This is a genomic window from Anoxybacillus sp. FSL W8-1294 (assembly GCF_037965005.1).
GTDB classification, from domain to species: Bacteria; Bacillota; Bacilli; order Bacillales; family Anoxybacillaceae; genus Anoxybacillus; species Anoxybacillus flavithermus_G.
The window spans coordinates 205,001-227,500 of record NZ_CP150179.1 but is presented as its reverse complement, the minus strand read 5'-3'; the positions used below and the strand labels follow the sequence as shown (position 1 = coordinate 227,500).

Annotated in this window: 21 protein-coding genes, 1 tRNA gene, 2 rRNA genes, 2 pseudogenes and 2 riboswitches (2 of these 28 only partly in view); of the genes and pseudogenes, 5 read left to right on the top strand and 21 right to left on the bottom strand. The window is 40.3% G+C overall.

Annotation, left to right across the window (positions count from 1 at the left end):
• From NSQ23_RS01320 to NSQ23_RS01305, 4 genes and pseudogenes are all read right to left on the bottom strand, one after another.
• Positions 1 to 1,268, bottom strand: the 5' portion of a protein-coding gene (locus NSQ23_RS01320; protein WP_026011735.1) for an NCS2 family permease. It extends 58 nt beyond the left edge of the window; 1,268 of the gene's 1,326 nt are visible here — the first part of the coding sequence; its start codon is at positions 1,266 to 1,268; its stop codon lies off the left edge, out of view.
• 115 nt (positions 1,269 to 1,383) lie between these two features.
• Positions 1,384 to 1,485, bottom strand: a riboswitch (purine riboswitch).
• Positions 1,486 to 1,568: 83 nt separating this feature from the next.
• The gene (guaA, locus tag NSQ23_RS01315) at positions 1,569 to 3,089 is read right to left on the bottom strand and encodes a glutamine-hydrolyzing GMP synthase (RefSeq protein ID WP_339174211.1); all 1,521 of its coding nucleotides are present in this window, start codon (positions 3,087 to 3,089) and stop codon (positions 1,569 to 1,571) included.
• A 94-nt stretch (positions 3,090 to 3,183) separates the two neighbouring features.
• Positions 3,184 to 3,285, bottom strand: a riboswitch (purine riboswitch).
• 149 nt (positions 3,286 to 3,434) lie between these two features.
• Positions 3,435 to 3,659 (bottom strand): annotated as a pseudogene (locus NSQ23_RS01310) (DUF6444 domain-containing protein); the annotation flags it as partial.
• A 115-nt stretch (positions 3,660 to 3,774) separates the two neighbouring features.
• A complete protein-coding gene (locus NSQ23_RS01305; protein WP_085789638.1) occupies positions 3,775 to 4,230 on the bottom strand; it encodes an N-acetyltransferase in 456 nt (151 codons plus the stop codon).
• A gap of 211 nt (positions 4,231 to 4,441) precedes the next feature.
• On the opposite strand from NSQ23_RS01305, the gene NSQ23_RS01300 reads away from it, so the two are divergent.
• Positions 4,442 to 4,747, top strand: a complete 306-nt coding sequence (locus NSQ23_RS01300) for a transposase (RefSeq protein WP_339172398.1) — start codon at positions 4,442 to 4,444, stop codon at positions 4,745 to 4,747.
• A gap of 109 nt (positions 4,748 to 4,856) precedes the next feature.
• Here the strand turns inward: NSQ23_RS01300 and NSQ23_RS01295 are convergent.
• The 5 genes and pseudogenes from NSQ23_RS01295 to NSQ23_RS01275 all read right to left on the bottom strand — a co-directional run.
• A pseudogene (locus NSQ23_RS01295) lies at positions 4,857 to 5,731 on the bottom strand (IS1634 family transposase); the annotation flags it as partial.
• 510 nt (positions 5,732 to 6,241) lie between these two features.
• Positions 6,242 to 7,357: an IS4 family transposase gene (locus NSQ23_RS01290; protein WP_064214425.1), complete on the bottom strand. Its 1,116-nt coding sequence runs from the start codon at positions 7,355 to 7,357 to the stop codon at positions 6,242 to 6,244.
• A gap of 123 nt (positions 7,358 to 7,480) precedes the next feature.
• Complete coding sequence (locus NSQ23_RS01285) at positions 7,481 to 7,858, bottom strand: hypothetical protein (protein ID WP_339172396.1); 378 nt, start codon at positions 7,856 to 7,858, stop codon at positions 7,481 to 7,483.
• Between the two features lie 32 nt (positions 7,859 to 7,890).
• Positions 7,891 to 8,832, bottom strand: a complete 942-nt coding sequence (locus NSQ23_RS01280; protein ID WP_339172395.1) for a sporulation-delaying protein SdpB family protein — start codon at positions 8,830 to 8,832, stop codon at positions 7,891 to 7,893.
• Positions 8,817 to 9,359: an SdpA family antimicrobial peptide system protein gene (locus NSQ23_RS01275; RefSeq protein WP_339172392.1), complete on the bottom strand. Its 543-nt coding sequence runs from the start codon at positions 9,357 to 9,359 to the stop codon at positions 8,817 to 8,819. Before NSQ23_RS01275 ends, NSQ23_RS01280 begins: the two co-directional genes overlap by 16 nt.
• Before the next feature lie 141 nt (positions 9,360 to 9,500).
• On the opposite strand from NSQ23_RS01275, the gene NSQ23_RS01270 reads away from it, so the two are divergent.
• Entirely contained in the window at positions 9,501 to 9,989 is a 489-nt protein-coding gene (locus NSQ23_RS01270; protein ID WP_339172389.1) for a DUF1648 domain-containing protein, read from the top strand.
• Here the strand turns inward: NSQ23_RS01270 and NSQ23_RS01265 are convergent.
• From NSQ23_RS01265 to groES, 4 genes are all read right to left on the bottom strand, one after another.
• Positions 9,986 to 10,375 carry a DUF393 domain-containing protein gene (locus tag NSQ23_RS01265; protein WP_339172387.1) on the bottom strand — a complete coding sequence of 130 codons (390 nt, stop codon included), beginning with the start codon at positions 10,373 to 10,375 and terminating at the stop codon, positions 9,986 to 9,988. The two genes, NSQ23_RS01270 and NSQ23_RS01265, sit on opposite strands and share 4 nt — an antisense overlap.
• 397 nt (positions 10,376 to 10,772) lie before the next feature.
• Positions 10,773 to 11,867, bottom strand: a complete 1,095-nt coding sequence (locus NSQ23_RS01260) for an IS110 family transposase (RefSeq protein WP_339174207.1) — start codon at positions 11,865 to 11,867, stop codon at positions 10,773 to 10,775.
• A 675-nt stretch (positions 11,868 to 12,542) separates the two neighbouring features.
• A complete protein-coding gene (gene groL, locus NSQ23_RS01255) occupies positions 12,543 to 14,159 on the bottom strand; it encodes a chaperonin GroEL (RefSeq protein WP_339172385.1) in 1,617 nt (538 codons plus the stop codon).
• A gap of 69 nt (positions 14,160 to 14,228) precedes the next feature.
• Positions 14,229 to 14,513: a co-chaperone GroES gene (groES, locus tag NSQ23_RS01250; RefSeq protein ID WP_004888755.1), complete on the bottom strand. Its 285-nt coding sequence runs from the start codon at positions 14,511 to 14,513 to the stop codon at positions 14,229 to 14,231.
• Between the two features lie 303 nt (positions 14,514 to 14,816).
• On the opposite strand from groES, the gene NSQ23_RS01245 reads away from it, so the two are divergent.
• Both NSQ23_RS01245 and NSQ23_RS01240 read left to right on the top strand, forming a co-directional pair.
• Positions 14,817 to 15,554, top strand: coding sequence for a type II CAAX endopeptidase family protein (locus NSQ23_RS01245; RefSeq protein ID WP_339172381.1), 738 nt, complete (start codon positions 14,817 to 14,819; stop codon positions 15,552 to 15,554).
• Positions 15,551 to 15,724: a YdiK family protein gene (locus tag NSQ23_RS01240; protein ID WP_006323911.1), complete on the top strand. Its 174-nt coding sequence runs from the start codon at positions 15,551 to 15,553 to the stop codon at positions 15,722 to 15,724. Before NSQ23_RS01245 ends, NSQ23_RS01240 begins: the two co-directional genes overlap by 4 nt.
• 9 nt (positions 15,725 to 15,733) lie before the next feature.
• Here the strand turns inward: NSQ23_RS01240 and NSQ23_RS01235 are convergent, their stop codons facing one another.
• Entirely contained in the window at positions 15,734 to 16,369 is a 636-nt protein-coding gene (locus NSQ23_RS01235) for a redox-sensing transcriptional repressor Rex (protein WP_004577726.1), read from the bottom strand.
• A 227-nt stretch (positions 16,370 to 16,596) separates the two neighbouring features.
• On the opposite strand from NSQ23_RS01235, the gene NSQ23_RS01230 reads away from it, so the two are divergent.
• Positions 16,597 to 18,492: an ABC-F family ATP-binding cassette domain-containing protein gene (locus NSQ23_RS01230; RefSeq protein WP_339172378.1), complete on the top strand. Its 1,896-nt coding sequence runs from the start codon at positions 16,597 to 16,599 to the stop codon at positions 18,490 to 18,492.
• Between the two features lie 293 nt (positions 18,493 to 18,785).
• Here NSQ23_RS01230 and tsaD read toward each other — a convergent pair whose 3' ends face one another.
• From tsaD to NSQ23_RS01195, 7 genes are all read right to left on the bottom strand, one after another.
• Positions 18,786 to 19,799, bottom strand: coding sequence for a tRNA (adenosine(37)-N6)-threonylcarbamoyltransferase complex transferase subunit TsaD (gene tsaD, locus NSQ23_RS01225; RefSeq protein WP_339172376.1), 1,014 nt, complete (start codon positions 19,797 to 19,799; stop codon positions 18,786 to 18,788).
• Positions 19,796 to 20,218: a ribosomal protein S18-alanine N-acetyltransferase gene (gene rimI, locus NSQ23_RS01220; protein WP_035019084.1), complete on the bottom strand. Its 423-nt coding sequence runs from the start codon at positions 20,216 to 20,218 to the stop codon at positions 19,796 to 19,798. Before rimI ends, tsaD begins: the two co-directional genes overlap by 4 nt.
• 21 nt (positions 20,219 to 20,239) lie before the next feature.
• Positions 20,240 to 20,944 (bottom strand): tRNA (adenosine(37)-N6)-threonylcarbamoyltransferase complex dimerization subunit type 1 TsaB, encoded by a 705-nt coding sequence (gene tsaB, locus NSQ23_RS01215; protein ID WP_339172373.1) that lies wholly within the window; start codon positions 20,942 to 20,944, stop codon positions 20,240 to 20,242.
• A complete protein-coding gene (tsaE, locus tag NSQ23_RS01210) occupies positions 20,925 to 21,398 on the bottom strand; it encodes a tRNA (adenosine(37)-N6)-threonylcarbamoyltransferase complex ATPase subunit type 1 TsaE (RefSeq protein ID WP_004888747.1) in 474 nt (157 codons plus the stop codon). Before tsaE ends, tsaB begins: the two co-directional genes overlap by 20 nt.
• Before the next feature lie 176 nt (positions 21,399 to 21,574).
• Positions 21,575 to 21,651: transfer RNA gene (locus NSQ23_RS01205), tRNA-Met, on the bottom strand.
• A 38-nt stretch (positions 21,652 to 21,689) separates the two neighbouring features.
• Positions 21,690 to 21,806, bottom strand: a 5S ribosomal RNA gene (gene rrf / locus NSQ23_RS01200).
• Between the two features lie 319 nt (positions 21,807 to 22,125).
• Positions 22,126 to 22,500: ribosomal RNA gene (locus NSQ23_RS01195) — 23S ribosomal RNA — on the bottom strand; it runs 2,551 nt beyond the window's last position.

The window sequence follows — 22,500 nt, the reverse complement described above, 5'->3', positions numbered from 1 at the left end:
GGATGAACTTCACGACCGCGACCTTTTAAAATCATTGTGATCGGATAAAACAAGAAACCGACTGCAATACCTGTTGCAATACTATAAGAAAGCGGCATTGTAATTAAAGTAAAGAAAGCTGGAACTGCTACCTCAAATTTTTTCCAATCAATTTCACCGACCGAAGAAGCCATTAATACTCCTACAATAATAAGTGCTGGTGCTGTAACCGGAGCAGTAATGACACTTAATAAAGGCGAGAAGAATAAAGCTAATAAGAATAAAATACCTGTTACAACTGCTGAGAATCCTGAGCGTCCTCCTGCAGCTACCCCCGCAGAAGACTCAATGTAAGAAGTCGTTGTAGACGTCCCAAGTACCGCACCTACCATAACAGCCGTTGCATCAACAAGCAAAGCTTTTCCTGCACGTGGCAACTTATTATCCTTTAACAATCCTGCTTGATTTGCAACCGCAAGCAACGTTCCTGTTGCATCAAAGAAATCAACAATGAAAAATGTTAAAACTACCCCAATCATTTTCAATGTGAAAATTTCATCTAAGTGCTCAAACGCTACACCAAACGTAGGAGAAAGATCAGGAACAGCCCCGACAATTTTATCCGGAACTTCGATTAATCCAAACATCATACCTACAATAGCTGTAATGACCATACCATAAAAAACACCGCCAGGTACTTTTCTCACCATCAGTGCTACGGTGACAATCAAACCAAAAATTGCTAATAGCGTATTTCCATCTTGGAAATCACCTAATCCTACTAACGTTGCTGGATTATCCACAATGATTTTAGCGTTTTGGAAGCCGATAAAAGTAATAAACAAACCAATACCTGCCCCAACAGCATACTTTAATTCAATAGGAATGGCATCGATAATTTTTTCTCGAATACCTGTCAAAGTTAAAATGGTAAAGAGAATACCTGAAACAAATACACCCGCTAATGCAGTTTGCCAAGGAATTTGCATATGAAGCACAACCGTAAACGCAAAAAATGCATTTAGCCCCATTCCTGGCGCAAGAGCAATTGGATACCGCGCTAAAATCCCCATCAAAATAGACCCATAAGCAGCTGCTAACGCCGTCGCAACAAACACAGCCCCTTGATCAATCCGAAGTTCATTCGGAAAATCTTTTACTGCTCCTAACGAAAGCGTAAATGGATTAACAAATAAAATGTAAGCCATAGATAAGAACGTTGTGATCCCGGCAATAATTTCTGTCCGATAGTTTGTGCCGAGCTCGTCAAATTGGAAATACTTCTTAATCACTTCAAGTCCCTCCATATGTTGTAATAAAAAGAAAAACGCTTCTAGCAAACTACCAGAAGCGTTGACTATGATGCATAATGCACGAATATAGAGAGGAATCAAGCAGACTCCTCTCCCCCGCATTACCCATCGTAGTCAAGCTATTTACGGTAGCTTGGTAGAGACTCCCGAGCCATATTCTCGAGATTATACGATGTACCCTCTATTTATTTTACACATACATTCTAACAATCGACTCCGATAAAGTCAATATTAAAAACGAACATTTTTTTACTTAAATATTTTTTTGTTCGTTTTTTACTCCCACTCAATAGTTGCTGGTGGCTTGCTTGTAATATCATACACGACACGATTGACATGAGGCACTTCGTTGACAATACGTGTAGAAATTACTTCAAGAACATCCCAAGGAATGCGCGCCCAATCCGCTGTCATACCGTCAATCGAAGTGACTGCACGAATACCGACCGTATAATCATACGTGCGCGCATCACCCATTACACCTACGCTACGAATGTCAGGTAGAACCGTGAAGTACTGCCAAATTTCACGATCAAGCCCGGCTTTTTTTATTTCTTCACGTAAAATGGCGTCTGATTCACGAACAATCTCTAACTTCTCTTCTGTCACTTCCCCTAATACGCGAATGCCAAGTCCAGGTCCTGGAAACGGTTGACGCCATACAATTTCATCCGGAATACCTAATTCTGTACCGAGCGCTCGCACTTCATCTTTAAAGAGCGTATTCAATGGCTCGATTAATTTAAACTTCATATCTTCTGGTAAACCACCGACATTGTGATGAGATTTAATCGTTTGGGCTGTTGCTGTGCCGCTTTCAATAATATCAGTATACAACGTACCTTGTACTAAAAATTCGATGCCATCTAGCTTTGCTGCTTCATCATCAAAAACGTAAATAAATTCATTTCCGATAATTTTTCGTTTTTGCTCCGGGTCGGTTACCCCTTTTAATTTATTTAAAAATCGTTCCTTTGCATCTACTTTAATGACATTCATATGAAAGCCTCCGCGGAACGTTTTCATCACACTTTCCGCTTCTCCTTTACGAAGCAAACCGTGGTCAACAAAAATACATGTCAACTGATCACCGATTGCCCGATGGACGAGAACTGCCGCCACCGATGAATCCACACCGCCACTTAAGGCGCAAAGCACTTTTTTATCGCCGACGAGTTCGCGAATTTTACGAACTTCGTGATCAATAAAACTTCCCATCGTCCAGTCGCCTTTGCATTCACAAATTTCAAACACGAATCGCTTCAACAACTCATTACCATATACGGAATGACGTACTTCAGGATGAAACTGAACAGCATAAAACTTTCTCGTTTCATCGCTCATCGCCGCAATTGGGCAAGATGGACTTGTCGCATCAATAGTAAACCCTTCCGGCGTTTTCGTCACTAAATCTCCATGACTCATCCAAACAATTTGCTCCGTCGGTAAATCACTAAACAATTGCGACGGACGCTGCACCGTAATCGTTGCCTTTCCGTATTCTCGATGCGTCGCTTTTTCTACTTTTCCGCCTAAATGATGTGTCATCAGCTGCATACCATAACAAATTCCTAAAATCGGAATACCTAACTGAAAAAGCGCTGGATCGCACGTAAACGATTGTTCATCATACACGCTATTTGGTCCACCCGAAAAGACAATTCCTTTTACATTCATTTGTTGAATTTGCTCGGCCGTAATCGTATGTGGATGCAGCTCGCTATACACACCAAACTCACGAATGCGGCGCGTAATTAACTGATTGTACTGACTACCGAAATCTAAAACGACGATCATTTCCTGCTGACTCAAACGAAATCACCCCATCTACACATAATAAAAAAGCTAGCATTCATACCTCCTCATAAAAAAACGAAGGCAGAATTCTAGCAATATAGAACACTGCCTTCGTAGTCGGGTCATTTACGGTGTCCCGGTAGAAACTCTCGAACCATATTATCGAGGATATACGAAGGTGCGCATCTTAAATTTTAATTCATTCTACCAACTTCGTTCCTCATCGGTCAAGATATCGTCTTTTTTATTAAATTTTCTAACAATTAATCGGACAAAATGACTTGCATATGATTGGGGAAGTGAACAATCATCTCCATTAAGCCCCAGAAGAATGGGTGTGGACAAACGGTCAGAAGATGGGGGCAAATGGCTATTGGAGCTGTTTTTTTTCGTGCGTGCTTCCAGCTCTTGAACACGGTACTTCAGTTGTTCATTTTCTTTGCGTAGTTGTTTGTTTTCGTGACGCAAATGTTCATTTTCTTGAACGAGTTGATGAATGAGCTGTTTTTGTTGTTGGACTTTGCCGATTAAGCTCTCAACTGTAAATACAGCTTGTTGTACCGTCAACATGCGATTCACCTCCTTGTCTATCAGTATTCACATCATAGACAAGAAATACAAAAAATATTCAGCTCACTTTATGATGTGGCTGAATAGTTACGAGAATAGAAAGTAAAATTTGGATTTATACAATATATTTAATCATTGCGGTTTCATCGCAACAATCAAGCTTGGGGCAATTCACACAGTCAATCCATACTTTTTCAGGTAAAGTTTCTTTTTCAGCAATTTCAAATCCACATTTTTTAAAAAACTCAATCTGATAAGTAAAGGATATTAATCTTTTAACTCCAAGTCTAGATGCTTCATTTATAATATGGTTTACTAGCATGCGACCTATTCCTTTACCCATATGATCTGGTGATACGACTAATGAACGTATCTCTCCAAGATCATGACCCAAAATATGCAATCCAGCAACTCCAACTATTTTGTTTTTCTCTTTTACGACATACATACACTGTAAATGCTGATATATTGATAATAACGAACGAGGTAAAACTAATCCTTTTTCAGCATATATTTGAATTAAAGCGTGTATATCTTTAACATCACCGGTAACTGCATTATAAATTTGCATAATTATCTCCTCATACATCGTATTATTTATAACCATAGAACTCTTTTTTATAAATATACAAAATTTCTTTTTTATATGCAATTATAAATTTTTAAAGTACCCTATGAGAAGGGATGATTTAAGGTTGAGATCGATAAAAAGAAGTCCATCAAAAATAAAAAAAGGGGCACTACTTTCTCTTAGTTCATTTTAAATCTATATACATGTACCTTTGAAAGAGAAATATACGGACCGATTCCTCGTGCTTGTGTTGGACAACGCACGCATTCATCATGCCAAGATGGTGCAAGCCTTTCTTGATGGCGAGGAAGGTGCTGCTTTTCATTTCATCTTTTTGCCACCGTATTCTCCACAGTTGAACCCGATTGAACGGCTGTGGAAGTGGTTGAAAGATGAGGTGATTGCCAACGTTTTTCACAAGGATCAAAATGACATTGCCCAGTCCATTACTCGCTTTGAACAGTACGTCTTACAGCACCCTGATGAGGTGTTACGCCGCATGGGGTGTGCTGTGTGAATCAGAGGTTAAAATTTTAAATTGGATGTATATAGAATAACTTTTCAACCAACACCAAAAGTTGTGACATCCTTTTTTCACCATCACTGATCGTTCCTTTATCCCTTTAGACGTAAATACTCTCGTCCATCCCTAATCCTTGCAGAATCCTTCGCTGCTCGTACGTGGGCGGTTGCCCTAACGCGCGTTGAATTCGTCCATCCTGCAGTTCCAATGGCGCGCTCCACGGCGTGTCTTAGGCATCCGCTTCGACCAGCGCGGTTTTGACGATTCGGAGCGAAGAAGGCCCTCTTGTGATCAAAAAGGCGTTGGCGGTCTTCGTTTGCGCCAGTGTGTCTTTCGTCATGGCGGCAGAATCGGATAAATCCATTCCTCTTCGATTTTCGCCTGCTTCAGCTGTTTCTGCACGCGGGACAACACCTCGGGATTCCACGTCTTATCCGGCAGGTTGCCGTCGTGTACATCGCCGTAAAACGGAATGCCATCCTCGTTGCCAATCAGCCCAAATCCGATCTGCTTTTGCCAACGATGATGTCGGTTGTAGCCATGCGTAATCCGCAAGGCATCCGGCGAGGCTGATTCATACGTACCGTAAACCGATACATCGGTCGTATCGGCATGGAACACCCGAAGAGGGATTCCTTCTTTCTTGTAAATTTGTACAAGACAGGCGGAAAGAACCGCGTGGATATTGGCGTCGTACAGTCGATAGAGATGGCGCGCGATGGCATCGTCGTTAAACCAAGAGGGGGAAAGCCCTAGTCGGATCAGCTTAGGCAAATCGATGTCATGCGCCCATCGTTCCACATGAACGAGTGCTTGCCGGCCGCTCAAGATATCCAAGGTAAGAAGCCAGACAACGTCGCTGGCTCGAGTTTGGCATTGAGGGTTCACGGGAACGAGACGATCAATCAACCGAGGGAGGCCAAGATCCTTGAAAATGGTACTTATTACCCGTGGTGCTAGTTGAGCGCTAGCGCTCAACTAGCACCACGGGTTACCTTAATCATAAAACCTTTAAAACAGAAAAAAATAGAGGAATGGATGTATCCCTCTAATAACCAATTTACGAGACTATTAAACTTAGCTAATTCGTTCAATTAAAGTTTTTACTAGCATTTCTCTATTAAAATTATTACTTAAATCTGGTTGAGTTAATGAGTCAGGGCCATACGTTGAAACTTCCGCCCAAACTGTTAGGTAGAATGCACCGACAGATACAACAGCTCCCACATGATAAACGGCACCGTATGATATAAGTACCAATCCACACACAGTTGGTCCACACACATACGGTGTAACCTCATTTTTAACAGTTAATTTATTTTCTTCAATATATTTTTGTACACTAGTGTTGCATAAATATTGTCGTAATTTTCAGTTTTATTATTTTTCCTGTTTAGAGCCAAAAAGGTGAATACCCAATTAAAGGTGACTCCATCCATTTGGAAATTTATTGACAATTAGACCTGTGCGACGACGACAATTTACTTATTAAGGGATGGCTTTTCCTTCAATTTTTCGAAGCCAGATATGTGCTGGTTTCCACAATGCAGCCCTTAAATAACGGCTAATTTGTAAGGTTTTTCGCGTACTATTTGTTTCAATTTGTGCCAGAACATGTAGGCAAAAAACAATAAGTGCGATAAATACTTGATTTTGAATCGCCCATTCACTTTGACCATAGAATTTTTTGATGCTGAGATGTTGTTTGATCCATTTAAAAAACAGTTCAATAGCCCATCGTGATTTGTACATCTCGGAAATTTCTTCGGCGCTTAAATCAAAACGATTTGTGATTAAATGGAGTTCATTTCCTTTTGAATCCATCACTTTTAGAAGGCGAAAGTAATTTTCAGCACGGTTTTGAGTTGTTCCAATCAATACCATTTGATCTGACAAAACACTCGTATCTTCGGGTAGTTTAAAATCATAAACTTCCCGTATAACAGCGTTTTTCCGTAGTCTGGAAAGAAAGAAGTAGCCGTCATCCGTCATACGATCAAAGCGCTCATAGTCTAGGTAGCCACGGTCAAACACATACATGCATTCCTTGTCATCCACCATGATTTCAAGCTGTCCACGGTCATGTTCTCTTGCCGTTGTCATCAAAGCTTTTTCAGGATAGGATATCCCCTTTTCCATAAACACAAGGCGCAAATGTAGCTTTACACCCGCCTTTGTTTTACGAAACTTCGCCCATTTATGGTTGGTCAAATTAAGTGGCAATGTGCTTGAATCAATGATTTTTAAAGGCATGACCCGTTTTGTGTGTTGTGTTTTGGCATGAATTTTTGCGACTAAATCAAGAAAAAGCTTTTGAAATAGATCTGGGTTTATACCATTTAATCGCCGTGACAACTGTGAAATACTGATAGAATTAAGGCCGACCCCTTTTTGAAGCTGGTCATCAAAAAGGCAATCGCTTAGCGCATGGAGACTTTCGATTTCTTCCAATTGCGCAAAAAGCAGTAATTTTAGAAATGACTCTGTCGTTAATTTTTTCGTATAGTAATCTAATTTCATCGTTTTCACCTGTTCTTCAAATAATTGAAGATTTATTGGCGAAAACCATTGTCCAAATGAAGTTTTTCGTGTAATCTTGTCCATGAGTTTGGTCCTTTTTAGTGGATTTGGACGGGTTACCACCTGACTTATCCATTATAAAGGACTTTTTCTTTTCACAAAATAAAATAAGTGAAGATTGTGAGTCTTTTTAATATTAAAATCAAATTAATGCAACACTAGTGATTTTTGTACATAAGAAGTTCCTAGTTTAAAAGTTTGATCAATCTTAACAGCGTCTTTTTTCTTGAATGCGTTTTCTAATTTTTTAAAATAATTCTTATCGTACTCTTTTACCCCTGCAATGATATTATCTACTGCTTCATATGCTTCTTCTGTTGAAGTTGCTTTTAACAATTCTTCATTCCATAACTCAGGAAATAGCTCTGCTACTTCACCTTGACCAAATAAAACACCTCTAAAAATTTCCTCTCCCGAATACTTTAATTCGCTTGCTTCAGCTTTCCCATTACTAACTTGGGTTTGGGCTGTTACTGAAAACATAAAAAGGAACACAGCCGCAAACAAAGTAATAAATTTTTTCACTACCACTCTCTCCTTTGATAAAATTTTCAAACTTAAACTTCACTAGGAATAACCTCAACACTCTTTTTATTTCTAAATTTATTTTTATTTAATAGCTTGATAGTTTGATCTAATGGATGTAGGAAAAGAAGTAAACACCCAATCATGATGAGAGAAAAACTATATAAGCCTAAGAGTAAAGCTATACTTGTATGAAGGAAGATACCACTCCATAGGAATATATTCCAGTATTTTTTTGGACTAATAAGAGCGCTAAATAGGAATAACTCTAAAATTGTCGTTCCCCATGTAAGTATTACAACAATTGGAGAATTTAATATAGGATCGAGTAACACTGCTAGATAATCTGGTATCCCAAACATTGGGTCATTAAAAAAGTAGTATATTGCTGTCCCATCAGCCCATTCCACATTTTTAAGTCGTTCTAGTGCAGCGTTTGCATATACAATAGCCATTTGAATTCTAATAGCAATCCAAAAACAGTAGATTGTTACTACTTTGTATATGCTCAAAAATGATTCATCTTTATCTGTTATAATTGTCCAATGCCACCTTCTATGGTCACAAAGGGTAATTGGTACTAATAATAATGTAATGACGGTTCCTATTTGTTCTCCACCGTCAATGATGGTAGCTGAATTTTGTAGACTATACATGATCCAATAATGAGGAATCCCCGTAAATCGCGGGCGCCATCCAATTACTACTAGTACTAATATTGCAATACAGACCCATCGAATTATTTCTAAATATTGATAATCATTTGGCACTAGGCAAAATATGCTCAAGTTGTTGCCGCAAAATGGATACTGTTCTAATCCAGCAGCGGGTTTAAATAGGATAGATGAATCATTGAAGAGCAAAGTTAATAATGTAGCTAGTCCGATAAGTGATCTGGCAAATCCATAGGCATTCGTCCAAGGATTAAATCCTGTTATTTTTTCTTTTAAGTTTTCGTTTAATTCTTTGAACATTGAACATCCACCTTAACTATTTTGGTAGGGTAAGTATCCTCATCCGTATAATTAACCCAAGCCCACGGTATAGGTGAACGTTGTTCTAGAATATATTCACCGCAAACTAAAGGTTCTGGTGTTGGATTTTGAACTTGGATACTTTCATTCTTTAAATTTTTAATGCAGGTTTTTAGTCCTTGTTCACAATGTATCCAGTCATTTTCATCAAGAGCTGCTGTAACCATACCAAGTTCAACACCTTGACTTCTTCCTGTCCTTTTTAAACCAAAAAGGTTACTAGCTTGATTATGGGGCCATTGTATTTCTGTTGAATTATCAGTTTCGTGTACAATAAGGGTTTCATCACGAGGGCTTTTAGAAAAGAATCCCCATCCTTGAGGCATCATTTGTAACATTACCTCATTCCTAGAATTTTCTGCTTTTATAGGACTAGTGGGAAGAAGATTGTATAAAGAAAAAGCAAAAAACATGCAAATTAAGGTGGAATTTACACCAAAGAACAGCAAATAAGGATATTTTCTCATATCACAGCACTAACACTCTCCTTTCTATTGAAAAAATAGGTAGACATTACCTTGTAAAATATGTTACAATATTTTTGAAAATATGACAATGATTATTTGTTGGAAAATCAAAAAATTTTTAAATTTGGAGGGGGTATTTAAATGGATAATCAATCGATTCCTTTATCTTTATTTGAAAAAATCTTGATTTTCCTTTCTATTCTCATCGTAGTAGGGGTGTTATTTACGATCATAGGTGTATGGGGTAATATCCCGGAGAGGATTCCTATTCATTATGGCTTTTCAGGAGAAGCAGATAATTATGGTAATAAATCAATGTTAATAATACTTTTGGTAGTCATTACTACTGCATATGCTTCAGTATTGTTATCCAGTAAACTTCAAAAGTCACATTTTCTTAGAAATAACGATGGAAAGGGTATTAAATTATATAAGAATGACCGCTTAATGAGAATTTTTATTGGTCTAGAATCGGTAATAATCATGGCTGTTATCGAGATTAAGACAATTTTAATCTCATTAGGAAAAGCAGAGAATTTAGGCAACTATACAGTTCCCCTAATAATAGCATTAATCTTCTTTACAATTTTGTTCTTTTATTTACGCTCTAGAAAAATAAGAAACACTTAAAATTTATTTATTTCGCAAGTATTTTTATCACAATTTCCTGTCGGAATGATTAAACGTCTTGAAGCAATAAAATTATATATGATATTACCAACTCCCAAAAATTTTAATACCTTCATAAACGGCCATAACCATACTAGAAAAGGAATTCTAGAAAATAAGGAGCAAATTGCATCATAACCACGTAAAATCTGCCCGTTAGGCTTTCTAATATGCATTTCTTTTTCCAATTTTTCTAAAGGGATATTTAATTCAGCAATAATCGAAGGTTCTCTAAACGTTACGAAGTTCAATTTGTTTAGAACATCCATTCGTTCTAATCTCTTTTTGAATTTCGTACAAATTGGACACCAACTATCATAATAAACATCTATTTTCGCATTATTCATTAATCATTCCTCCCTCTAGAAATGTTGATATATCAAGGTTTCTTGGCATCATAGGGGTGCCAAAAAAATTTTTTTCGACAAAATGAATCACATACTTTTTCATTTTTGTTGATATCTAACAATCCATAGGTACGCTTCGCGACCACTGGTTATTTTTGTATGTTAAAACCAATGGAGAATACATATGCGATGCACCTTGGATCTCTGCATAACTGATGAGGACGAACCCTCCCATGTCTCTGGGCATCCACGCGCCAACATTCCTTCGTTCGGTCTCTTCACCAGGCAGAGGCCGGCTAAGCTCCTCAAGGGACTCTAGGTCGAATGGAGAACATCGTGCCAGCTTCTCCGTGTCACCTGGTTGTTCAGACAGTTTGTTTTGCGAAAGGAGGAGGCTCTAGGCTGCCTGCGCTTGGGATTGGGTAAAGATATCTTGCATCATCCGTTCCCCATCAAATGCTTGCCGTTTCGCACAAACCGCGTATAGAATCTTCAATAGCTTGCCACATAACACAACGATCGATTGTTTCTTACGCAAAGGGTTAACGGGGCGCGTCGTGTAGTACTCGTGCAACTTTCGGAACGCCTCATTATGGCGAATGAGTGGCATCATCACCCGAAAGAGGAGAGCTCGTAGCCGTTTTCGTCCTCGCTTCGAGATGCGTTTTTGCCCCTTGTGTTGTCCTGACGAGTTTTCTTTCAGTGTCAAGCCCGCTAATTTGATGAGCTGTCGTGGATCTTGATACTGAGCAAAACTCCCGATTTCCGATAATAGTTCCACAATCGTCGCATCACCAAGCCCAGGAATCGTTTGAAGCCATTCATATTCCACAGTCGTTTGGGCAAGTACGATTAACTGTTCCGTTAGCGTAGCGATTTCCTGTTCCAATTGGCGATATCGGCGGACCAACGTGGTGATTTCGATACGGGCCATCTGTTGTCCTTCTGTGATCCCAATCGAGTGACGGGAAACCTCTAACAGCTTCTGAATTTTTGGTTTTTGTGGATATTTCAACGCCTCGCTCCCTCGATAGAGCTCGATTAATTCCTCTACGGTCTGATCGACGATATCCATCGGAAACGGCGTTTTTTCTAATGCAGCTAATGCCATTTTTCCGAACGATGGAAACACTTGTGGAAACTCAGGAAAATAGCGATCCGTCCATCGAATGATTTGATTGTGAATGGCATTTCGTTCCTTGATTAATGACTCTCGAAACGTGCTTCCTGCCCTCAATTCCGCTTCCACCTCGTGAAAAATACGCGGATAGCTAAAGCGCCCATCTTTGACCAACTTCGCGATGACGAGAGCGTCTTTGGCATCGTGCTTCGTTGGCAAGTTGTCGTCCAGTTCTTTCGACCGTTTGACATGCATCGGATTGACCATCACCAATGGGATCCCTTTTTCCTCAAGGAAATAGGCGAGGTTCAACCAGTAATGTCCGGTCGGCTCGATTCCGACGATGACTTCGGTTTTGCCAAATTCCTTCATCGTTTCTTGGATCACCTCGTGCGTCTACCTCATATTTCGCACCTTGGTAGGGCGGAACAAAAGGATTTTTTATTCAGTTTTTTAGAATAACTTTTCAACCAACACCAAAAGTTGTGACATCCTTTTTTCACCATCTCTGATCGTTCCTTTATCCCTTTAGACGTAAATACTCTCGTCCATCCCTAATCCTTGCAGAATCCTTCGCTGCTCGTACGTGGGCGGTTGCCCTAAACGCGCGTTGGATTCGTCCATCCTGCAGTTCCAATGGCGCGCTCCACGGCGTGTCTTAGGCATCCGCTTCGACCAGCGCGGTTTTGACGATTCGGAGCGAAGAAGACCCTCTTGTGATCAAAAAGGCGTTGGCGGTCTTCGTTTGCGCCAGTGTGTCTTTCGTCATGGCGGCAGAATCGGATTCTTGTAGAATTTATCTACGGCGCAGCGAAACAAAATATTCCTATTGATGCCGTAAAAAACAGCTCCACGTGGCGTAGAGAGTACCCCGTTTGTCCCTTTTTCATATGGTGATTATTGTTAATAAAAATGCTCATCTACAGTCTGTTAGTATATCCTCGTTCATGTTCATTTGATTTTCACACAAAAAGGACTACCCCCTTTTTATAAGGAAGTAGCCCTTACGATTGAATATATTTGTTTCTGCGACTAGTTCTCGTCTTATTACATCATGCCGCCCATGTCAGGCATGCCTGGTGTGTTTTTGTTTTCTTCTGGTTTGTCAGCAACGACTGCCTCAGTTGTTAAGAACATAGCGGCAACAGATGCTGCGTTTTGAAGTGCAGAGCGAGTTACTTTTGTTGGGTCAACGATACCCGCTTCGATCATGTCAACCCACTCGCCAGTTGCTGCGTTGAAGCCGATGCCAGGTTTTTCTGTTTTTAAGCGCTCTACGATGACAGAGCCTTCTAAACCAGCGTTTTGCGCGATTTGACGAACTGGCTCTTCAATCGCACGAAGAACGATTTTCACACCAGTTGCTTCGTCGCCTTCAGCTTCAATGGCTGCAACTTTGCTGTATACGTTCATTAACGCTGTACCACCGCCGGCAACGATACCTTCTTCAACTGCCGCACGTGTTGCGTTTAATGCGTCTTCGATGCGTAATTTACGCTCTTTTAGTTCAGTTTCAGTTGCAGCACCAACTTTGATTACCGCAACGCCACCAGCTAATTTCGCTAAGCGCTCTTGTAATTTTTCACGGTCAAATTCAGAAGTTGTTTCTTCTAATTGAGCACGAATTTGGTTGATGCGTGCTTGAATGTCTTCCGCACGGCCAGCGCCACCAACGATTGTTGTATGTTCTTTTGTTACAACAACTTTCGCTGCACGACCAAGTGAAGCAATTGTTGTTGATTTCAATTCGCGACCTAACTCTTCTGTGATGACTTCACCGCCTGTTAAAATCGCGATATCTTGAAGCATCGCTTTGCGGCGGTCACCGAAGCCAGGCGCTTTAACTGCAACAGCTGTGAACGTACCGCGAAGTTTGTTCACAACTAATGTAGCAAGCGCTTCACCTTCTACATCTTCAGCGATGATTAACAATGGTTTGCCTTGTTGAACAACTTGCTCCAATACAGGAAGAAGTTCTTGAATGCTTGAAACTTTTTTATCTGTAATTAAGATGTATGGATTATCTAATACAGCTTCCATTTTATCAGAGTCTGTAATCATGTATGGAGATACATAACCGCGGTCAAATTGCATACCTTCCACAACATCTAATTCTGTTGTGAAACCTTTAGACTCCTCTAATGTAATGACACCGTCTTTACCAACGCGTTCCATTGCTTCTGCGATTAATTGACCAACTTCTTCGTCAGCCGCAGAAATAGCTGCAACTTGAGCAATGGAGTCTTTGCCTTCGATTGGTTTAGAGATCGCTTTTAATTCTTCCACAGCGACCGCAACAGCTTTTTCAATACCTTTGCGAATGCCCATTGGGTTCGCACCAGCTGTTACGTTTTTCAATCCTTCGCGAATCATCGCTTGTGCTAATACAGTTGCTGTTGTTGTACCGTCACCAGCAACGTCGTTTGTTTTGCTTGCTACTTCCGCAACAAGCTTCGCACCCATATTTTCAAACGGATCTTCTAATTCAATCTCTTTCGCAATCGTTACACCGTCATTTGTAATTAATGGAGAACCGAACTTTTTCTCTAATACAACGTTACGACCTTTTGGACCTAATGTTACTTTTACTGCATCAGCTAATTTATCTACACCGCGTAACATCGCACGACGAGCTTCTTCGCTGAATTTAATTTCTTTTGCCATACATCTTACCCCCTTGATGAAATTTTAGTTAAGTATTTTTATGTGCTTTATATGTTATCAGGCGAACGATTAACCAATCACAGCTAAAATGTCACTTTCACGCAAAATTAAGTATTCTTTTCCATCATATTTTACTTCTGTACCCGCATATTTTGAGAAGATGATGCGGTCACCAACGCTTACCTCTGGAGCTACGCGCTCACCATTATCAAGAACGCGACCTGAACCAACTGCCACAACTTTTCCTTCTTGTGGTTTTTCTTTTGCTGTGTCTGGTAAGACAATTCCGCTCGCTGTTTTTTCTTCAGTTTGAATTAATTCAATGACAATACGATCACCTAGTGGCTTCAACACGGCAAACGACCTCCTTAATTAGATTTTCGTTCCGTTATTAGCACTCATTCTTATTGAGTGCTAACACACTTATTATATTAATGAACTTTTTTTAATTTTGCAAGTAGGAAGTTAAAAATTTTTCATTAAATGATTCCCTCTTTAACATTATGTCTTTCCTTTCGAAATTCATACAAAAAATATGATAAAATGAAAAAGTATTCAATTTAGAAAGCAGAGGACGATCATTCGCTCAGCTAAGGAAGCAGACGCTTAGAAAATGCTCGTCTAAAGCTAGACAATTTGCACGAAGGGGTTGAACATGTGAAAAAGCAATATTGGTATGTCATCATTACATACGTCGCTATGCAACTATCGAGTTTAGTCGGCGTTCCTTTACTTGCGCATAGCGGATTTATTAACGCATCAAATAAAGAAGTAGCTTTATCGATCGCCTCAGGCTATTGGGCTGTCATTAGTTTTTCGATTGCCCTTTTTCTCGTTCTTTATTTTATGAGAGAAGATATGAAATACTCTTATGATCGCCATCAAGCATCGATTGGCATGTCATTCTTTTGGGCGATTGGGGGGTTTTTGCTCGCTCTTTTCGCCCAAGGCATTGCAGCTAATATTGAGATGCACCTATTTGGTGTCGAAATGGGGTCCGAAAACACGAGACGCATCGTTGAAATGGTCAAATTGACACCAGCTCTTATACTCGTTACATCAGTCGTCGGACCAATTTTAGAGGAAATCATCTTTCGGAAAATTATTTTCGGGACGTTGTATCAAAAATACAATTTTTTCTTATCAGCGCTCGTCAGTTCACTTTTATTTGCTGTTGTTCATTTAGAGTTTGAACATTTGCTTCTTTATGCAACGATGGGATTTGTATTTGCTTTCCTATATGTCAAAACAAAGCGCATTCTCGTACCTATTGCAGCACATGTACTGATGAACACCTTTGTCGTTGCAATTCAAACATTATTTGCTGAAGAAATCGAAAGCATTATGCGTGAGGCAGAACGAATGCAATTCGTAATTTGGAGGCTGTTTTCATGAAGTCTGAACCGTTGTTTTATTTTCTCACTGGCATTCTATTTACTTATTTTGCTGTCCATACCGCCGATGATGGTATTTGGGACATCACAACGATGCTATTTATTTTAATTGCTACATTTGATTTCGGCGCAGGAATTCGTTCTTTACGAAAAAAAACCTCCCGCTCGTAAACGGGAGGTTTACTCATTTCCGTAATGTTTTAAAAAGTAAACGAGTGACTGCAGTTCGACCGCTAAATCAATATGATGAACACGAATGTGTTCTGGCACATGCAAGCGAGCAGGTGTAAAGTTTAAAATTCCTTTAATACCTTTTTGGACTAGCCGGTCGGTAATCGGTTGAGCAACTTGAGCCGGCACAGTTAAAATAGCTACTGTAATCTCCCCGAGCTTTTCTTCCAGCTCATCTAAATGATAAACAGGAACTCCTCCTACTTCCGTTCCGACTTTGTCTGGATCGACATCAAATGCCATCACAATTTTCGTATTATTATTTTTGCTGAAATTGTAGTTTAAAAATGCAGTCCCTAAATTTCCAACCCCAAATAACGCCACTTCTGTCGTCTCATCTTGGTCTAACGTTTTACGAAAAAATGACAGCAAATAATTGACATTATATCCGTATCCTTTTTTTCCAAGCGCACCAAAGTATGAAAAATCTCGGCGAATCGTTGCTGAATCGACTTTTACAGCTTCGCTTAACTCCGCTGAAGATACACGTTGCTTGCCTGATGCATGCAAGTTTTTCAAAAAACGATAGTACAACGGTAGTCGCTTTGCGGTCGCCTGCGGAATTTTTGGTTGTTCATTATTCACGAGTCAATCCCCCACATTTCCTTTCACAAATAGTTAGCGCTTTCATTTTTCTCTCCTATACGTCTAAAAAATTCTTCCCACTTCTAAACTATACACTATTTTTTTCATTCTGTCTTTCCTTTGTACCCTTTATTATTATTTTTGTCAAATTTGTTATTCGTACACTAGTGTTGCCGAATATCAAGAAAGTACGTTACACTATCAAAAGAAGATTGAGGTGAGAAAGAATGATCATTTTACAAGTAAATCAACTATCCAAATCATATGGAGCAGAACAAGTTTTATCAGACATTAAGCTTGAAATACAAGAAAAAGACCGTATTGCGTTAGTTGGAAGAAATGGCGCGGGAAAATCGACATTATTAAAAATCATTGCCGGACAGTTGTCATACGACACAGGCGAAATCATTAAACCGAAACACGTAACGATCGGTTATTTAGATCAATATACAGGGTTGCAAGCGCATCGTTCCATTTGGGAAGAAATGCTCGATGTGTTTGCCCCGCTACAACAAATGGAAAAACAATTACGCGAACTAGAACAACAAATGAGTTTACATGATGCTGACTATGAGCGCCTACTTGAGCAATATGATCGTTTACAAACAGAATTCAAAGAAAAAGGCGGCTATCAATATGAAGCAGATATTCGTTCGGTTCTTCATGGTCTCCGCTTCTCACAGTACGATTATACGACAAAAGTATCTACATTAAGCGGTGGACAGCGGACGAGGCTAGCGCTTGGTAAACTGCTCCTTACAAGGCCCGATTTGCTCATTTTAGACGAACCGACAAACCATTTAGATATGGAAACGTTGCAATGGCTTGAACAATATTTAAAAAATTACGATGGGGCCATTCTTATCGTCTCCCACGATCGCTATTTTCTTGACCAAATCGTGACACAAGTGTATGAACTATCACGCACAAAAATAAAAAAATATGTCGGAAACTATACAAGCTACTTACAACAACGTGCTGAACAATTTGAACAACAACTAAAATTGTATGAAAAACAACAAGAGGAAATTACAAAATTAAAAGATTTTGTTCAACGCAACATCGCTCGTGCATCAACAACGAAGCGAGCACAAAGCCGTAGAAAACAATTAGAAAAAATGAATATCATCGACAAGCCACTCGGTGATGAAAAATCGGCATCGTTTCGTTTCGAAATCGAACGCCCAAGCGGAAACGACGTGCTGACAGCTAACAACTTAGCAATCGGTTACGATCACATCATCGCAACAAACCTTTCATTCCGTATCACTCGCGGAGATAGTATTGCGCTAATTGGACCCAATGGAATTGGAAAATCAACTCTTTTAAAAACGATCATCAAACAACTCCATCCAAAACAAGGAGAAATACGCTACGGAACAAACGTACAAATTGGCTATTATGATCAAGAACAAGCACAATTAACATCAAACAAACGAGTGATCGACGAACTGTGGGACGAAGATCGATTAAGAACAGAGAAAGAAATTCGGACCATTCTCGGCAACTTTTTATTTTCTGGTGACGACGTATTGAAGCCTGTTCAGACGTTAAGCGGTGGAGAAAAAGCGCGACTCGCTCTCGCTAAACTCATGATGAAGAAGGCAAACGTATTAGTTTTAGATGAACCGACAAACCATTTGGATTTAGATAGCAAAGAAGTGCTAGAACAAGCGCTCATAGAATACCCAGGAACAATTATATTCGTTTCACACGATCGTTATTTTATTAACAAAATTGCAACAAAAATATATGAGTTATCCACAGACGGTCTTGTTGAGTATTTAGGGGACTATGATTATTACGTAGCAAAAAAAGCAGAGCTGCTTGAGCTTGGACAAATTAGCCAAAAAACTAAAACGGGCGAATCGTTGTCACCAAAACGTTCGTACGAAGAAGAAAAAGAACGAAAAAAATTAGAACGACAACGACAACGAAAAATCGAACAGCTAGAAACGGAAATGGAGCGAATCGAACAACAAATTGCTACGTATGAACAACAATTATATGATCCTTCCTGTTACAACGACTATGAAAAAGCTCGGGATACTCAAGGAAAAATTGATGAGCTGAAACAAAAATTCGACGAGTTATTCGAACAATGGGAACTTTTACAAAAATAATAACGAGCTAGCTCCATTTGTGGGCTAGCTCATCTTTTACACAAAGATATCCACAGAAAAAACACCTAAATATAAGTTATTCACCAACTTTTCCACATTACCCACAACAAAAAAAGAAAAATCCCCCATTTTGTTGTGGTTAACTTGTTATGATAAAATAACATACAATCAACGTTTTCCACATTATTCACATGTATGTGGATAAAATAATCCACAACAAGCTGAATTGTTCTTAGAAAAATTCGTATGACAATTAGAAAAAGGTGCCCCATTGCTTTTGGGACACCTTCTTACTATAACAGTAAACTTGGGTTTGCATTTAATGCCATGGTGGCACGCTTTCCTTGTTGAAATAATACTGTTCCCGCTGCTGCAATCATCGCTGCATTATCTGTACAAAGCGACAACGGCGGGATAACTAACTCGACTTCTGGCAGTTGATTCATTTGTTTTTGTAATTGTGTACGTAACCCTTCATTTGCCGCCACACCGCCAGCCAGCAATATTTGTTTTACGCTGTAATGCATGGCTGCTTCGATTGTTTTTCTCACTAATACCTCAACGACACTTGCTTGAAAACTTGCCGCCATATCTTCAGGTCGGATCATTTCTCCACGTTGCTTTGCATTGTGCAACGTGTTAATAACCGCTGATTTTAATCCACTAAAACTAAAATCATACGAATCTTCTTCTAACCACGCGCGCGGTAAATCAATAATTGGTTTCCCTTGTTTCGCTAAACGATCGATATGAGGTCCCCCTGGATAAGGGAGTTGCAAGGCCCGGGCAACTTTGTCATACGCTTCTCCAGCCGCATCATCACGCGTTTCTCCAATCACCTCAAATATCCCATGCTCTTTCATGTAAATGAGCTCTGTATGACCTCCAGACACAACAAGCGCCAGAAGCGGAAATTTCATTTCTTGTACAAGTTGATTTGCGTAAATATGTCCTGCGATATGGTGCACGCCAACAAGCGGAATGCGATGTGCAAAAGCCAACGCTTTCGCCGCATTTACACCAATCAATAGCGCCCCAACTAATCCCGGTCCCTCTGTTACTGCAATCGCGTCAAGTTGACTTATATCCATATTTGCCTGTTTCATCGTTTCTTCTAATACGAGCGTAATTTGTTCAACATGGTGACGGGAGGCAATTTCAGGAACGACTCCTCCAAATCGTTGATGGCTTTCCATTTGTGAAGCGACAACGTTAGCTACAATTTCACGTCCATTTTTCACAATGGCTGCAGCTGTTTCATCACAGCTTGTCTCAATTCCAAGCACAAATATGTCTTTTTCGCTCATAATTTCACCCACATTACTAAAGCATCTTCTTGATTATCCGAATAGTATCTTTTACGAATACCTCCATTTAAAAAACCAAGTTTCCGATACAACGACTGTGCAACGATATTCGATACTCGCACCTCTAACGTCATTGTTTTTGCCCCCTCTTCTCTCGCCAACGCCATCGCCTGTTTCATTAGTGCTTCTCCTAATTTTTTCCCGCGAAACTCCGGTAATACTGCAATGTTTGTAATATGTGCCTCATCCATGACCAGCCACATGCCACAATAACCAATGATTTGTCCATCATGCTCCATCACAATGTAACGAGCATACGGATTATTCGTTAATTCTTGGTGAAAAGAGGAACGACTCCACGGCAGTGTAAATGAACGCTGCTCAATTTCTATAATGCGATCAAGATCTTGAAGCGTCATAAAACGGAAGGAAACGTCCACTTAACATTCCGTCCTTTCTTGCTGACGAGCAAGCCAATTCGCTTCTGCCTCTGCTAAACGAATATAGTTTGGGACAAACGTATGAACATATTCTGGCTCACGGTTCATTCCTAACCATGCAAGTTCGCTTGGGCGCGGATTGTGAAGTGTCGCTGAAGCTACTTGAACAGAACGACCTAGTACTTCAACAAACGTAGCTTCGTGTAGTACACTATCATTTCCAACTAATAAAATGGATTGATCATATGCTTTTAATTCATTTGCCCAATCAGTAGCTAAAATGACTTGATCCGCTACGATCGATTGCACGTGATCTCCTTCTACTTTGTAAAGACCAGTATAAATTTGTCCGCGTCGAGCGTCCATTAATGGAACAATAAGCCCGCCAAAATACTTCGCATTTGCTGCCATCACTTCTAAACTCGATACACCAACAAGTGGAATGTTTAGTGTCCAAGCCAAAGTTTTGGCAATCGTCACCCCAATGCGAACCCCTGTATATGATCCAGGACCTTTGGCGACAACAATACGGTCAAGATCTTGAGGGTTCATATCACATTGTTGCAAAAGTGATTCAATGGCAGGCATCACTCGGATCGAATGATTTTTTTGCAAATTTGTAATGATTTCTCCTTTAACAACTTGACCGTCAACGACAGCAATCCCCATAACAAACGTTGATGTATCAATGGCTAACACTTTCATCGCTAAAAATCTCCTTACATAACTGTTCATAACGTTGACCGATCGGAGAGAAGCGAATAATCCTGCTTCCTCCATCGGCATGGTGAATCGCAATATGTAAACGTTCCGTTGGTAAATATGGTTCTATTAAATGAGCCCACTCAACAACGGTTACACCATCACCAAAAAAATATTCCTCAAATCCTAAATCTTCTTCACTTTCTGCTAAACGATATACATCCATATGATATAAAGGGATACGCCCTTCATATTGCTTTATAATAGTGAAAGTTGGGCTACTTACATTGCGGTCAATTCCTAATCCTTTAGCTAATCCTTTTGTAAACGTTGTTTTTCCTGCTCCTAAATCACCTTCTAACGTAATAACGTCTTGTGGCTGAACATACTGAGCAAGTTTCATCGCTAATGCTAACGTATCTTCAGGATGATGTGATACATATTCATATGTTTTCATCGCTTATTCCCCTAATTAAGTAAAATCAACATACAAAAAAGACCTTAGGATCACTCTCCTAAGGAAATGCTACACGTATAAGTGTACACGAAAACAAATCATAACGCAAAAAAGGCATAAAAAAATACGAAACTTACACTGTTTCGTCTCATTAATCTATCTTCATCTTCGAATATTGGTTGCGGGGGCAGGATTTGAACCTGCGACCTTCGGGTTATGAGCCCGACGAGCTACCTGGCTGCTCCACCCCGCGACGATAGAAATTAACTAATAAGAAATAAATACAATAATGCCCGGCAACGTCCTACTCTCGCAGGCGGTGTCCCGCCAACTACCATCGGCGCTGGAGAGCTTAACTTCCGTGTTCGGGATGGGAACGGGTGTGACCTCTCCGCCATCGTCACCGAGCAATATATTGAAGGATAATTCCTTCAAAACTAGATAACAGAACAGTCTCCTGAGCTTTTCTTACTGTCTAGCTTCGAACTAACATCCTCCTACGCCTTCGCTTTTTCCGTTCGACGTGCAAGCACGTCTTCGTCAAAAGCTCTCGGCTCCGTCGGACGTTTCCTTGGCTTCGCCAAGGACCGTTCTACGCTTTTCTTGATGTCTAGCTGCGGCTCCTAGCCCCTCGAACCGCTTCAGTCCTGCTGTGGCGGCAACAGCCTCCTCGCAGGCCTTTCGCGTTCTTCGTGGCTGGACAGTCGCCTTCGCTTTTCTTGTGTGTTTAGTTAAGTCCTCGATCGATTAGTATCCGTCAGCTGCACGTGTCGCCACGCTTCCACCTCGGACCTATCTACCTTGTCATCTTCAAGGGATCTTACTCGCTTGACGCGATGGGAAATCTCATCTTGAGGGGGGCTTCACGCTTAGATGCTTTCAGCGCTTATCCCTTCCGCACATAGCTACCCAGCTGTGCCCCTGGCGGGACAACTGGTACACCAGCGGTGCGTCCATCCCGGTCCTCTCGTACTAAGGACAGCTCCTCTCAAATTTCCTACGCCCGCGACGGATAGGGACCGAACTGTCTCACGACGTTCTGAACCCAGCTCGCGTACCGCTTTAATGGGCGAACAGCCCAACCCTTGGGACCGACTACAGC

Excerpts from the sequence above, each read along its gene's own strand:
- guaA (WP_339174211.1), bottom strand. The coding sequence starts at position 3,089 with ATGATCGTCGTTTTAGATTTCGGTAGTCAGTACAATCAGTTAATTACG.
- NSQ23_RS01305 (WP_085789638.1), bottom strand. The coding sequence starts at position 4,230 with ATGCAAATTTATAATGCAGTTACCGGTGATGTTAAAGATATACACGCT.
- NSQ23_RS01290 (WP_064214425.1), bottom strand. The coding sequence starts at position 7,357 with ATGGACAAGATTACACGAAAAACTTCATTTGGACAATGGTTTTCGCCA.
- NSQ23_RS01280 (WP_339172395.1), bottom strand. The coding sequence starts at position 8,832 with ATGTTCAAAGAATTAAACGAAAACTTAAAAGAAAAAATAACAGGATTT.
- NSQ23_RS01275 (WP_339172392.1), bottom strand. The coding sequence starts at position 9,359 with ATGAGAAAATATCCTTATTTGCTGTTCTTTGGTGTAAATTCCACCTTA.
- NSQ23_RS01270 (WP_339172389.1), top strand. The coding sequence starts at position 9,501 with ATGGATAATCAATCGATTCCTTTATCTTTATTTGAAAAAATCTTGATT.
- NSQ23_RS01265 (WP_339172387.1), bottom strand. The coding sequence starts at position 10,375 with ATGAATAATGCGAAAATAGATGTTTATTATGATAGTTGGTGTCCAATT.
- NSQ23_RS01260 (WP_339174207.1), bottom strand. The coding sequence starts at position 11,867 with ATGAAGGAATTTGGCAAAACCGAAGTCATCGTCGGAATCGAGCCGACC.
- groL (WP_339172385.1), bottom strand. The coding sequence starts at position 14,159 with ATGGCAAAAGAAATTAAATTCAGCGAAGAAGCTCGTCGTGCGATGTTA.
- NSQ23_RS01240 (WP_006323911.1), top strand. The coding sequence starts at position 15,551 with ATGAAGTCTGAACCGTTGTTTTATTTTCTCACTGGCATTCTATTTACT.
- NSQ23_RS01230 (WP_339172378.1), top strand. The coding sequence starts at position 16,597 with ATGATCATTTTACAAGTAAATCAACTATCCAAATCATATGGAGCAGAA.
- tsaD (WP_339172376.1), bottom strand. The coding sequence starts at position 19,799 with ATGAGCGAAAAAGACATATTTGTGCTTGGAATTGAGACAAGCTGTGAT.
- rimI (WP_035019084.1), bottom strand. The coding sequence starts at position 20,218 with ATGACGCTTCAAGATCTTGATCGCATTATAGAAATTGAGCAGCGTTCA.
- tsaB (WP_339172373.1), bottom strand. The coding sequence starts at position 20,944 with ATGAAAGTGTTAGCCATTGATACATCAACGTTTGTTATGGGGATTGCT.
- tsaE (WP_004888747.1), bottom strand. The coding sequence starts at position 21,398 with ATGAAAACATATGAATATGTATCACATCATCCTGAAGATACGTTAGCA.